This window comes from Mesotoga sp. Brook.08.105.5.1 (assembly GCF_002752635.1).
In the GTDB taxonomy this organism is placed as follows: domain Bacteria; phylum Thermotogota; class Thermotogae; order Petrotogales; family Kosmotogaceae; genus Mesotoga.
This window is the reverse complement of sequence record NZ_AYTW01000006.1, coordinates 23,342-37,416: the sequence shown is the minus strand read 5'-3', so window position 1 is coordinate 37,416 and position 14,075 is coordinate 23,342. Positions and strand designations below refer to the sequence as shown.

Here is a 14,075-nt window from a genome sequence, read left to right as displayed (position 1 = left end):
ACTTGTATTAGCTACCTACCCGCTTATTCCTGCATACTGAATAGTTGATCCCTGATCGCCTGGCTCTATATATGAGTCGGAAATGCTCTTGAAGATCGCGGATCCTCCTCTTAGCTCTTTTGCCGAACCTGTATAAAGTCTCTCAGTTATACCATCGAAGTCCGAGTCATCCATAAAGCCATACGGACCTGTAGGATTCTTCAGGTGAAGAGCCAGTCTGAAATCAGTCATTATTTCTCCCAGTGTCTTAACCATTCCATATTTGGCTAAAGCATTTGTGATAGCCCCCGAACCGTTATTCTTATCCAGGAGGATATCTTTGTATACACTCTCAGTTCCCACCTGAGCTCGTATGTACTGCAGGAAAAGATATGACAACGCGTAGTTCGACAATGTGTCGTTGTTGTCCCCCCAATAAACCAACGAGTGACCGTTCTGGATATTCGTCGAGGAGTTGTAGTAGGAGATCCTTCTCGTAAGGACACCACTATATAGATGCTCAGCTGCCATCGAAAGACCTTCATTTATCCAGGAAGGCATTGGGTCTCCGCCTTCTACCAGGTAATTTCTGTTGAAATTCACCATGTGCTGGAATTCGTGCGCAAGAGTGGAGTATGCCTTTGAAACATCCACATGTTTGTCCTTCGGGTAATGCATCGTCGGATATGTGTCTATGTAGAATATCTCAGCTCTATTTGAGTTACTGATGTTGAAAAGGTCTCCAGAAGAGAAATAGCCGCCCACATACGCTCCCGTCGTCGCGAAGTTGTCCTGTATGTCGAAGCAGAGAATCTGAACCCTTCCGTTTCCATCTACATCGGAAGGTGTGTAGAAATACTCGGCTACCAGCGGGTAAATTGCGCTGTCAAATTCACTTCCCAATTCTGCAGCTTTTGATTCCGTAATAACGTCAGTGCTCTCTACCCAAACCTCAGAGTGTTGCCCGACGTACAGCAGTGTCGCCGTAAGCTGATAATACTTGTTCGTCGCAAAGTTTAGGACCCAGAATGATCTTGTATCGCCTACACCAGCCAACTCAAACGTATCTGATGGAGAAGCGATATTCTCTGGAAAAGCCTCATACGGAAGCGGAATCTCAGGATTGACCATATATGCTTCTCGTTCGAGATTGCCAGCAGTGGTAAAAGAGGTCGGGAGGAAGCTTTCAGAAAGAGTTCCAGTGAATGCTCTGCTTGTTCCACTTTCACTCTCGTTACTAACCAAGAGCACATCTCCTGTGTAGACCGGGCCAACTTTGTCCACACCGTCAGCAGGAACGCTGTCCCTGGTTATGAAGCACCAAAGAGAGCTCTCAGCAGTGGCTCCTTTAGTGTCTCTTGAAACTACTCTCCAGAAGTAGGTTGTTCCCTCTGTTAGTTCTCCGGTCTGCCAGGTTCCGGAAGAAATGCCCGTGGCTACTTTTGCTGGATCAGAAGAGGTTCCAAAGTAAACATCAAAGACCAACTGATCGCCGTCTGGATCCACACTTTCCCATGAGAGCGTTAGGCTCAATTCTTGATCGACCGAACCACTAACAGGGAACGGCGTATTTGGAGCAGTTGGCGCGCTATTCTCTTCGGTAACGGTCAAAGTGAACATCCCTGTAACTGATCCACCTCTGCCATCAGTTACTCGGATTGATATGTCGTAATTTCCCGCATTGATCACTGAAGAATCAACTGTGTATATTCCCTTTGATACCGACCCCGGCCCGCTAAGAAGCGTATACTCTAGGCTGTCGCCATCCTTGTCGCTTGCATAATCGGAAAGAGTTAATCTCAGTGTATCTCCTTTGGCAATGCTCACATTCTCAAAGGATACAACAGGAATAGAGTTGTAGACGGCTTTCACTGAAAGAGGCACGGCTACTACATACTCGATAGAGGTACTGTCACCTGCATTAACTCCGTTGATGATCCAGTACATAAAGTTATATCCCGCCACTGAACTTGCTTTTAACGAGATATTGGTACCTTCAGAGTACCAACCTGAGCCGCTTATCTCAACTAAACCTGAAGGTTGAGTCGCAGTTTCTACCTTTAATTCCTTGTTCATGTTCGCAGTAAAGGAGAAGTCTGAATCCAGCTCCACCGTTCTGTTTACAGAAGTCCCCCCATCGTTCCAGGAGGTAAACACGTATCTTACATCTGTGCCCGTAACAAGATTCGATAAGTCTTTCTCTTGCGGTGAAATGACCGAGAAAGAATGTGTGCTTCCTTCTTCAGCAACTAACTCGAAAGGTGACACAATCTGTTTGTCATCGAGCTTTATCAAAAGTCCTTCAGGAGTTGTCGAGACTCTCAGAGTCTTATTTGTTTCCTCTATCTTCTCGTACACTGCAACGACCTTTTTGGGCGAGTCAATCGTCACTGCTACGGGGTTTTGCTCTTTTGTACTCCCATTAACTAGCCAGCCTGTGAATCTTAAACCCGATACCTCTGGAGCCGTAAGACTAAGAACATTTCCCTTTTTGTGCCAGCCGCTCCCATCAATCTGAGCAAATTCAGATGATACTTCTACAAGAAACTCCGTCGTGTAAATGGCTTTTAGCCCCGTATCGGCTCCAAGTTCAAAGGTCTTTGTATTTGTTGTCGATCCATCTGCCCATTTTGAGAATATGTATCTAGTATCGTTTCCAACTAACTCCGCATCTATGTCCTTCTCCTGCAAAGCAGGGAATGAGATTTGAACGGAAGTGCCCTTCTCAAAAACGAAACTTTTCGGCGATGAATAGGTTCCGGAATTGAGATTAAAGACCAACTCTGAAGGATCTGATAGAACCTCAAGCGTTGACTCTTCCTTGCTCTTATAGACCGCAACAATCATCATCGGGCTGTTCGTTTCCAGGACGATTATCCTTCCATCTACGCGCTCACCGTTCACTTCCCAGTGTGAAAAGTTATAGCCGATTGAATCACTTGACTCGTAAGAAAAAGAAGAACCTCTGACTTTCCAACCAGTTCCATGGATTTCTGCAATCCCTTCAGGATAGGTAGCCGTTTGCACAAGATACTCTGTCTTTAGATTTGCGAAAAGCTCCATATCTGCCTCTAGTAAGACTACTCTCGGATTGGCTGTATTGGAATCACTCCATTTACTGAATGTGTAGCGAGTATCGAATCCAGGGACGAACTCCGATCCATCCATCATCTGCGGACCCGGAATCTCGACAGTCACAGAGCTACCATGAGTACCCGAAAAGGAGGCCGGAGAAGTCTTCGTCACTCCATTGATTCTCACCTCAAGTCCAGAGGGTTCTGTGTTGACGGAAAAAACATACCCGTTTTGTTCATAGTGGGCAGTGACTCTTTTGGGAGAGTCAACAATCAGCGCTAGGCTTCTGCCATCTATAAGCTCACCGTTCACTTCCCAGTGCGAAAACTCATAGCCGGATACCACCGGGGCCTCGAAGGAAATCGAAGATCCCTTTGCAAACCAGTTTGAATCCTTCAGAGTAGCAATTCCCTCAGGAACCGTTGAAGCCTGAACAAGGTATTCAGTTCCTGTAACCACTACTAGAGAGAGATCGCTTTTCATAACCACATTTCTGGGGTTGGTTCTATCTTGATCAGTCCATGACTTGAAGGAATACCGAGTATCTGGACCACCAACTAAGCTATTGAGATCCTTCTCCTGAGTAACGAATCCAATTGTACGTGAGGCTCCGTCTTCAACCTCAGCAACATAAGGACTGCCGACCTCTTTGCCATCTATGGTAACTTCTAGTCCTTTCGGCTCCGTCTCAACTTTGAGGGCCCTAAGAACCTCTTTTTCGTACACAGCCTCTATCATGACAGGAGAATCAAGCTTTATGGTCAGTTCGTGATTGTAATCAGCGATTGCATTGACCTTCCAATGGGAGAAGTGATATTCACTGACTTCACCGGGAGCTACCAGTGTCAGTACAGTATCCACAGGGTAGAAACCGCTTCCTTCGATTTGAACAAGACCTTTCGGATTTGATGTAATAGAAACTCTTACAGTTTTCTTCGTCTTGATTTCGAATTTCTTGTTTGAATCCGCCGTAATCACCCTTGGGTTGGCTACAGATCCGTCAGCCCAGCTATCAAAAACATGAACGACATCGGTTTCTTCAAGTGGTTCTTCATCTATAACTTTGACTACTACAGTCTCCTGGGGTCTTAGGTTAAGAACTAGCGGTGTTTTCTGAACATCCGAAGCTTCATAATTCGCCTGTTCGATATCTTTTAGAAGGGCAATCGAAATTGTGTCCGGTTCAGAAACAACCTCAACAGTAAACCACTGAATCCTGGGAACGCAACTGCTGAATATCAACGCTATGAAAAGTAAAGCACTCATTAGAATTGCATTCCTGTATCTAATCATAGGATCTCCTCCGAAACGATGGCGAGTAACTTCAAGTACAGTTTTATTATACACGCTTCATACATAAGTATCATAGCTATGATCACAACAAAAGACATCATCATCTGCTTGAATTTCTCAGCAATTTACGCTGTCCTTTGTACTAAGTGTTCTGTTCGTGTATACATCATTAAGGGAGATGCAAGTAAGTCTGTCTATAACTAAGAACGTACGAATGAGTATTTAATCGCTGCAGACTTTCACTAAGACTGAATTGTAAATTTTAACTTAAGGAAGATATTACACTTGACTCTTCTGCTGAAAGTTGGCGTAAGGGACCAAAAACCTCGGGATTTGTAGCAGGTTCTAAGAGAAACACACGGGAATTTTCTACCGTACTTTTGATTATTCATCAAGATTTACGTGAAAATCGTGAAGACTGTGTAGGGGTCGCGGTACCGAAGTTCATGAAGTGAATGCGCTGTGAAAACAGTTCTGGTGCCAGAAGGATTCTTTGTAAATATCGAGGTTCCTGTACCAAATGGATTATTGCTCGAAGACGCGAAGCAGTTAGATCTGCGGGGTAGCGTTTCTGAAGGAGACAGTAAGAACGAACACTATCTATTCCAGTTTTGAGCTATCTGATTTCCAAAGTGCGAACCCAATCAGAAGCGTACGAAGTATCATGGGAAAACATGCGAGGAATACTCAACTGCTACTTATATTCTGCAGCAAACACGGTAACCATGAGGAAATAACGGGCCTAAGTTCTGCTGTCACGGTGCGACTGTCCTCTCTCCAGTCCACGTGCCGACATTTTTCGTAAGATTATCAAGGAAGATCTCACCATCCTCGACTGAGACCTTGCTCTCGGATTCCTTAACATGTCCTGTGAAGTAGACTGTCCTTTCTTGATCACCATAAGTAACCGTTGCATGCATTACAAGATAGTTTTCGGGTCTTTCGGAGACTGTTCCTTCTACAGGTGCACTGAGGACAAAGTACCATCCGGTACCACTGAAGGAGCTTCCATCCTGCTTCGTTACGTATAAAGTTCCTGTACCCGATACGTCGGTCTCACCGTAGATAACCCTTCCCGAGAGGGACCAGGCGCCGGCAACTTCCACAAAACCGGCGGGATTTGACTTGAAAATGCACCCGGATAGCAGAAGTATCATTAGAACAACTAATAGAAGCAGTACTCGCTTCAAAATCCTCACCTTCTCAAATGAAGTTTCATTGTTTGCTTCCAGACCAAGTGCCGATTTTTCTTTCGGGATTCAGAAGATAGATATCCCCGGAAGGTACTTCGGCATAGACTGCATTCCCGTCGGTTCTTAATGAACCTCTCAACTGAACATCGTATGTACTGCCTGAACCTGTGGGATCTTCAACAGTTGCGTCAATTGTCATTACAAGGTTATCGAAATTAAAACTGACATTGTTGATCGTTGTGGTCATCTCTGAATGAAGGGGATTTCCACTCTCGTCCTCATAATCGGCCTCAAAAGACATAGTTACACTTCCAACGAAGTTGAAATTTGAAGACTGAATAGTTGCAGTACCTTCTCCAGTTGCATCGACCTGTCCGAATGAAGAACTTTCATAATCAATTGCTCCGGTGAACGTCCATGTTCCGAGATATGGATTGGCGAAGCCGTAGTTGTTGGCGAAGACAATGAAATCTGGCCCATCGATCTTTCCGTCAGGCACTCCTTCCTGAGAATATATCTTCTCCCAAATTCCCGAAAATGTTTTGCTGGCAAGATTTCCCAACGAGCTCATGTCGTAAATTGCATCATAACCTGGAGAACCAAGCGCATTTCCATAGCTCTGAGCAAAGGGTATGAAATCGAATCCCTCGACCTGACCATCTCCTGTGAAATCGCCCAGCAATTCTGGTTCCGTTCCGTTTGATTCATGGTAAATATCCTGGGTATTCCATATCTTGATCGAAGTAATAAGTTTTTTTTCTGTAAGTCCTTCAATTCTCAGTACCTCTTCACCTTGGTTCATCGTTGACCCTCTTGCAAGGGCGATGAGAGTACTTTCATCGATATACTTGACTATCTTCAGATAGTCATCAGGTACAAGTAATTTTGAGAAATCTATCGTCTCGTCAATTAACAATTCAATCGCATCAGCTTCCGATTTTAGTATGAAAACCATGTCGTTGCCATCTAACCTTGTTTCCAAACCGTTCTCTTCATAAAGCTTGATGTAGCAACCGGAAAGTAAGATCGCCATGAGAAGCACAAAAACAAAACTTCTGAATGTTTTCATGGTCGCACGCCCCCATCATTGAATTTCTCAGAATCAGTTTTCATTTATTGTTATTACACCTTTCTTAAGCCCCAGTTCTGGGTAAGTCTTTTTCAGCCCTCCGGCGGTGATGTAGTTTGTCTCAAAAAACACGCCACCCTCACTTTCGTAGGTCGCAAATTCGATATCGCTTATTCCTGCTTTCTTAGGCAGAAGATACATACGAATTAACTCTTTCTCTTCGTTTATTTGGGTTGACACACCCGATATGGCTATATGGGCTATTCCAGGGGAGGGATTCTTTTCAATGGTTATCCAACCGGCTACTCTGCAACTACTACCTTCCCAGCTGAGAACATTAGGGTCATAATCAATTACGACTTCAATCAGATTCACTGCCCCAAGCCCAACTCCATTTATTTTTACGTGGCCCTCTTCATCAACAACAAAATTGGCGTCTTCGATCGATATTTCGCCTGCGTCAGCAACAAAAACTGCTTCCAGACTGGCATTACTCGTAATCTTAAAAGAGTATGGGTTCTGGTCTGTAAGGAAAGCATCGTCGCTTTTCCAATGCAGGAAACGATAACCTTCGGAGTTAATCGCGTTCAATGTAACCATCTCACCCTTCTTGTAACTTCCGCTCCCTGTCACATTGCCTCCGCCAGCCGGTGTTATCTGTACCACAACCTGGAATGTTGGCTTTATGCATCCGGTCAACGAGATGATTGAAATGATAAATACTGAAATCAGGCAGATCTTAATTGCTCGATTCATAGTCATCGCCTCTCAAAGAATCAGTTTGTGATGGTTATTTTACCTTCATCAAGTATCAGATCTGAACCGCTGAGTCTTATCCCTCCAGTGGTGATAATATTCGTCTCGAAAGGAACACCACCTTCAGAAGTGTAACTTGTATATGCAAGTTCTGTCGTTCCGGCTTTTTTCGGGGTTAGCTCTATTGATAGTATGTTAGTTAACTCATCAATGAGCTTCGTGGCCCCCTCATTAGGAGAAAGTCCTATATGAATAATACCGTTGCCAGGATCTTTAAAAACTGGCTGCCACTTCGACAACCTGACAGAGAAGAACCACGAAGCATCAAAATATTCAGTATCATACTGGATAACAACTTCAATTAGATTGACCTCTCCAAGATTCTGAGCCCTAATTAATATTGGAAGAGGCTCGCTCACTGAGAAGGTTTTGTCTACCACTTCAATCATAGGCCTTTTCTCCAGAACAACATCTACACTTTTACTAGAATCAACAATGACACTCCCCGAGACATCGCCATAGCCATCTTTACTCACTCTATATTGTTTTTCACCTACTGTGACGCCCGTGAATATGGCTTTCCCCTGACTATCTGTGGTCTTTGTCACACTATTGAAAGCGACGTTCGCTCCTTGAACAGCTGCTCCTTCCAAATCGCTCACATTGAAGGTTATGGTGTAAGTTATCTCGCTGAAATTCGCTGTAACTGTCTTATTCTCATTCATTGTTATGTTTACCGGATTGGTCGATCCAGTAAGATCACCGCTCCATGAGTCGAAATTCCAGCCAGAGTCCGGGTTTGCAGTCAGTTGAACTACCTCACCATGTGTATAGGTCGCCTTGTCAGGATTCTTAGTGACCGTCCCCTTGCCTACGGTGTTCACTGTAAAAGTATACGTCTTCTTGGTGAGGGTAACGTTTATGGCCTTGTCACCATCGACGTTGACTTCTCCATTGGCGTTATTGTAACCCTCTTTAGTAATTGTATAGGCTTTGCTGCCGGCAAGAACTCCGGTGAAAACTGCCTTCCCCTGGCCATCCGTGGCCCTGGTTTCTCCGTTGAAGGCCACGTTAGCTCCCTGAACTGCTCCACCTGTATCGCTCACGTTGAAGCTTACCGTATATACTCTTGCGAAATTACCTGTCACTGTTTTGTCTGTGTTCATCGTAATGTTTATTGGATTCGCGGAGCCGTTTAGGTCTCCACTCCAGCCAGCAAAAATCCAATTTTCAGCCGGGTTGGCTGTTAACTGTACGACTTCTCCGTGAGTGTATGTTGCCTTGTCGGGATTCTTAGTGACCGTCCCCTCTCCGACAGCATTCACTGTGAGGGTATAGGTTTGTCTGATGAGTGTTATATCAACGCTCTCGTCGCTTTCCACGTTTACATTTCCGGTTGAGTTATTGTAGCCCTCTTTACTGACCGTGTACGCTCTACTTCCCGCAAGTACCCCAGTAAAAACGGCCATTCCTTCGGTATCCGTGGCCTTTGTCTCGCCATTGAAAGTGACGTTCGCTCCTTGAACAGCTGCTCCTTCCGAATCGCTCACATTGAAGGTCACCGTGTATGTATCGGGAGGCAAGGTCTTGAAACTAACGGATATCGTATGATTTGAAGTTATATTATTGAAGGTGTAAGTAGATCTTGGCCCAACCGACTCTCCATCTACAAGAACATCCTCCACACTGTAACCATCTGAAGGACTCATAGTGAATGTCTTGCTCGATCCGTGCTCAACTATCACTTCACCTGTAGGATCTATCCTTCCACCGCTTCCTGCGCTCGCAGTTATTGTGTGGGTTTTCTTGGTCAGCGTGACATCGACGCTCTCGTCGCTTTCCACGTTTACATTTCCGGTTGAGTTATTGTAGCCCTCTTTACTGACCGTGTACGCTCTACTTCCCGCAAGTACCCCAGTAAAAACGGCCATCCCCTCATCATTCGTCGCCTTTGTCTCGCCATTGAAAGTGACGTTCGCTCCTTGCAATGCTCCTTCCGAATCGCTCACATTGAAGGTCACCGTGTATGTATCGGGAGGTAAGGTCGTGAAACTAACAGATATCGTATGATTTGAAGTTATATTGTTGAAAGTGTAAGTAGCTCTTGGCCCAACGGATTCGTTATCTACAAGAACATCCTTCACACTGTAACCATCTGAAGGACTCATAGTGAATGTCTTGCTCGATCCGTGCTCAACTATCACTTCACCTGTAGGATCTATACTTCCACCGCTTCCTGCGCCCGCAGTTATTGTGTAGGTTTTCTTGGTCAGCGTGACATCGACGCTCTCGTCGCTTTCCACGTTTACATTTCCGGTTGAGTTATTGTAGCCCTCTTTACTGACCGTGTACGCTCTACTTCCCGCAAGTACCCCAGTAAAAACGGCCATCCCCTCATCATTCGTCGCCTTTGTCTCGCCATTGAAAGTGACGTTCGCTCCTTGCAATGCTCCTTCCGAATCGCTCACATTGAAGGTCACCGTGTATGTATCGGGAGGTAAGGTCGTGAAACTAACAGATATCGTATGATTTGAAGTCACATTATTGAAGGTGTAAGTAGATCTTGGCCCAACCGACTCTCCATCTACAAGAACATCTTCTACGCTATAACCCACAGCAGGTGACATAGTGAAAGTCTGGTTCGCCCCATGCTCGATGGAGACATTTCCAGCCGGACTTATGCTTCCTCCGGTTCCTGCTGTCGCAGTGATAATGTAAGTCTTCCTTTCAAGAGTTACTTCTACAGTTTTGTCCTCATCCACGTTAACACTTCCAATAGCTTCGTTGTAGCCTGCCTTGTTCACAGTGTAATCCTTGTTCCCCGCCAACACACCATCAAACACTGCTTTGCCACTCGCGTCTGTGGTCTTTGTCTCACTATTGAAAGTGACGTTCGCTCCTTGCACGGCTCCGGATGAATCAATCACTGAAAACGTTACGGAAAATGATTCTTCTCCCACAACTTGAACGCTGACTTTCTTCAAAGCGCTCTTGTATTTGTCTTTGGTAGCCTCGATCGTAATCTCTGCTTCTCCTAAAGAAACGCCTGTTACCATTCCGGAAGTTGAAACTGTCGCTACCAATTCATTGCTGGAAGAGAACTTCACGGTAGCATCCTCGGGTTTCACCTTGATCTGAATCTGTTCTGACTCCCCGATCCCAATGGATAGCTCAGAATTCTCTATTGACAGAGTTACGTTTCGAAAAAGAAAGCAACCTTGGGTTGAGAAAACCACAAGAACAAGCAAAATAGCCAGTAAAACTGATGAGGTCTTTTTCACAGAAATCTACTCCTTGAAGGAAATATGTAATTTCAGAATACCTGCTATTAAGATATTTTACCATGTTGTCATCTTATTCAACAAAGCGGGGTACCCTAGAATATCAACGATTATTTGGGTTTATTAGTGTAGCGCAGGGCTTCACGGATTTCTTCTATGTGAACTCCCCAACCAGCGTTGAGAAACTGGTTCTCTTCAATTTCCTTTCCGCCTCTTCTGAGTTTCGGGCTGAAGCCCAGCGGCAGATGAACCGTCCTGCTCTGGATTGCCCAGACCTTCCCTTTCATGTCCACTATTGGCCCGCCGCTCTGGCCAAGAAGACCTGGCGAAGAGGTCTCAACGAATTTCGCAATCTTCTTTGCCTCTTTGAATGCAGGAGCCACTACGGTTCTTGTGTATATTCCCTCAATCGGATAGAGCGAAGGCAAGCTCTTGCTGTCCATCAAAAATCTGGAGTTCTTTTTGTCAAAGGAGGCTCTTATTCTAGAAAAGGGATAACCGACCCTGCACAAGCTAGTTCCAATACTCATTTCCTCAGGTGTCACGAAAACGGGATACTCCATGATCTCAGAGGGGTCGAACGGGTCAAGTCTACCAACAACTAGATCGGACTCTGGGAATGGCTTTATATCCTTCAGGCTCTTTCCATCTCCACCCCACCAAAACGAATGATTTTCAATCTTCTTCTCCGGATCGTTTTCCTTTTTCGTCTGCTGCTGTTTGTATAAGAAATACGATTGCCACAGGTGAGCAACTGTTATTATCCAGCCTTCTCGATTAAGTATCATGAAGGTCCCGCAAGTTGCGGACACCTTGCCCGTACCGCTTCTCGTCAGAACTATGACCGGTCTTGTGAACTGACTTGCTATCCTAAAAGCTTCCGAAAACACTTCGCACCTCCAGTAGCGTTGCCTGAATTCAGATGCTGCTCTTAGCCGATAGTCTCTATCCAGAGACTTTTCGCTTGCACTTTCGTACAAAGAGACACATTAGAATGGTAACATACCGGGGTTTCTCGTCCTAACTTAATGCGGTACAATTTAGCTGATCAATGATATCGGATTAGGAGTGATCACTTGAAAGTAGCATTCAGGACATTCGGTTGCCAGATGAATATGAACGATACAGAAGCTATGATGGGTATTCTCTCTGACGCCGGTCACAAGATTGCAGGCAATGAGGAAGAAGCAGACGCAATCATCGTAAACACATGCGCCGTAAGAGGCAAATCTGAGAACAAGCTGTACGGCAAACTAGGCCAACTGAAGGCGCTTAAGAAGAAGAATAGGAGACTTCTGGTAGGTGTCTGCGGATGTGTAGCCGAGAAGAATGCCACCGAACTGCTTACTCACAAAGAGGTTGACTTCGTGTTTGGGACACGCTCGATTACGAAAGTAGATGAATTGCTCAGAAGAGCGGAGTCGGGCGAGAGATTCATAGAGATGGGCGACTTCATCGATGAACTCGATTCGGATACTCCTAGAATTAGGACTAGCTCGCATCACGCCTGGATTACCATAATATTTGGCTGCGACAAATTCTGTTCTTACTGTATTGTGCCATATACAAGAGGAAGAGAGAAGAGCAGGGAAATGGAAGACATCCTATCCGAGGCAAGAAAACTTGTAGCTGAAGGTTATAAAGAAATAACCTACCTTGGACAAAATGTCGATTCATACGGAAAGGACTTGAAGGATGGGTCTTCACTTGCAGAGCTTATAAGAGAGACGACGAAGATAGATGGAATTGAAAGAATCTGGTTTCTCACTTCATACCCAAGAGACTTCAGCGACGAGTTGATTGAAGTAATTGCTTCATCCGAAAAGATATCTCGCTCCATCCACTTGCCCGTTCAGTCGGGAAGCGATCGAATCTTGAAAGCAATGAACAGGGGCTATTCGAGAGAGTACTATCTAGATCTCATCGAACGTGTCAAAACAAGAATTCCTGATGCAACCTTGAGCAGTGATATTATTATCGGCTTTCCCGGGGAGACAGAAGAGGAGTACGTAGAAACGGTTTCGCTTGTGAAGGAAATCAGATTTGAACGAATCAACCTGGCAATGTATTCACCCAGAGAAGGCACGATATCTGCAAGAAAGATGGCTGATGATGTTCCACAAGAAGTGAAGACTAGAAGGCTCAATGATCTTCTCGCTTTGCAAAAACACATCAACAGGGAAGAAAACGAGAAGTATCTTGACAAAGTTATAGATGTAATCGGCGAAGGCAAGATCAAAGGAAACGGCAAGATCTACGGAAGAACAATGAACAACAAAATCGTCATCTACGAAGCACAACCCGAACTGATCGGCAAATCTGTTAAGATCAAAGTAGATAGAGTATCCGCGGGACCGTTGTATGGAGAGATCGTGGGAGTGGGGTGAGGTTAGAGGTTAGAGAGTCAAGATCTTATCGCTCTTCCAACCTCTCATCTCTGTCCTCTGACCTCAGTTTTACGAAGAACCTGGACGCGTGGCGTCGGAACGAAGAACCGTTCTTCGAAGGACGGTTTCATGGTCTTGACGAAGGACCAAGGACGGATCTCTTAAGCATGACGGCATGTGAGGTTCTCAGAACGACCTTGCTTTTGAGTCCTCTTTCGAGAGACTCATTATTATCTTTAGTTAGGGAGTTAGTGAGGAATAATATGATACTCCTTCTCCCTCAGCAAGGTACGCTGTGCGCTCTCTCTTGAGTAGATTTGATTATGATGCATTACGCTGCGTTTGGCTCTTGATGATCCTGATCTTAAGTCCTCCCTTGAGGGAGGAGGGCCACGCAGTGGCGGAGGGTGTTGGCCTTTGAAGATAGATAGCAAAAAACGGGACAGACGTCAGGACCCCGCCAGTCTCTGTTTTTGCTTCTTGGCTTTTCACAACACTCAGCGTGCAGCGTATTTTGATAAGCGGATCTTCAGGCCGCAAACACCCGCCCCGCTCAAATTGGGATTGTAGATCAAGAGCATATAGCCAGGTTCATTTGCTAATGATGACAATTCTGGAAGTAAGAAGCGAGATGATCGAACTCCAAAGAAGATGATGTGTTGAATGATAAGGTGCTCAAGCGGGGGGCTAAAGAACAAGAGTGTAGATATTCGCATAGTCAGGTCTATTTGATAGTGATGACTGATTCTGGAACTAAGAAGCAAAATGATTTGGCATCAAAGAGATGATGCGGGTAATGATGAGCTCTCGAGAGGGGCGTCAATCACTTCATCGCCGATGGGATATTTCTAACCGGTCTTCTCAGAGAACGGCGACCTGTGACGGGCAGCGTGGTCTTCAGCGAACAGCTTGTTCTCTCAAGCGTTGAGCGACTCTTATCGAAGGAGGTTAAATACAGCGTGCAGCGGCTCTTTCAAAGGGCGGTTGACAGGCTTTTTGTCATGACTGAATCAATAGCAGAATAGGTAGTGAATATACACTC

At 45.2% G+C, this 14,075-nt stretch carries 8 protein-coding genes; 2 read left to right on the top strand and 6 right to left on the bottom strand.

The genetic code is table 11. The features are described 5' to 3' along the window. Positions 1-15: 15 nt before the first annotated feature. Positions 16-4,347 carry a hypothetical protein gene (locus V512_RS03325; RefSeq protein ID WP_099829047.1) on the bottom strand — a complete coding sequence of 1,444 codons (4,332 nt, stop codon included), beginning with the start codon at positions 4,345-4,347 and terminating at the stop codon, positions 16-18. A gap of 462 nt (positions 4,348-4,809) precedes the next feature. Here V512_RS03325 and V512_RS14540 point away from each other — a divergent pair, with 462 nt between their 5' ends. After that, a complete protein-coding gene (locus V512_RS14540; protein WP_165775334.1) occupies positions 4,810-4,962 on the top strand; it encodes a hypothetical protein in 153 nt (50 codons plus the stop codon). A 140-nt stretch (positions 4,963-5,102) separates the two neighbouring features. On the opposite strand, the gene V512_RS03320 is transcribed toward V512_RS14540, so the two are convergent. The 5 genes from V512_RS03320 to V512_RS03300 all read right to left on the bottom strand — a co-directional run bounded on the left by V512_RS03320 (position 5,103) and on the right by V512_RS03300 (position 11,536). Further along, positions 5,103-5,537, bottom strand: coding sequence for a hypothetical protein (locus V512_RS03320; protein WP_099829046.1), 435 nt, complete (start codon positions 5,535-5,537; stop codon positions 5,103-5,105). A 25-nt stretch (positions 5,538-5,562) separates the two neighbouring features. Continuing rightward, entirely contained in the window at positions 5,563-6,609 is a 1,047-nt protein-coding gene (locus V512_RS03315; protein WP_099829045.1) for a hypothetical protein, read from the bottom strand. A 33-nt stretch (positions 6,610-6,642) separates the two neighbouring features. Further along, positions 6,643-7,365: a hypothetical protein gene (locus V512_RS03310; RefSeq protein WP_099829044.1), complete on the bottom strand. Its 723-nt coding sequence runs from the start codon at positions 7,363-7,365 to the stop codon at positions 6,643-6,645. Positions 7,366-7,385: 20 nt separating this feature from the next. Then, positions 7,386-10,646 (bottom strand): Ig-like domain-containing protein, encoded by a 3,261-nt coding sequence (locus V512_RS03305; protein ID WP_165775333.1) that lies wholly within the window; start codon positions 10,644-10,646, stop codon positions 7,386-7,388. Positions 10,647-10,756: 110 nt separating this feature from the next. Then, positions 10,757-11,536: a trypsin-like peptidase domain-containing protein gene (locus V512_RS03300; RefSeq protein WP_099829042.1), complete on the bottom strand. Its 780-nt coding sequence runs from the start codon at positions 11,534-11,536 to the stop codon at positions 10,757-10,759. A gap of 186 nt (positions 11,537-11,722) precedes the next feature. On the opposite strand from V512_RS03300, the gene miaB reads away from it, so the two are divergent. Beyond that, complete coding sequence (gene miaB, locus V512_RS03295; protein WP_099829041.1) at positions 11,723-13,033, top strand: tRNA (N6-isopentenyl adenosine(37)-C2)-methylthiotransferase MiaB; 1,311 nt, start codon at positions 11,723-11,725, stop codon at positions 13,031-13,033. Positions 13,034-14,075: the final 1,042 nt, after the last annotated feature.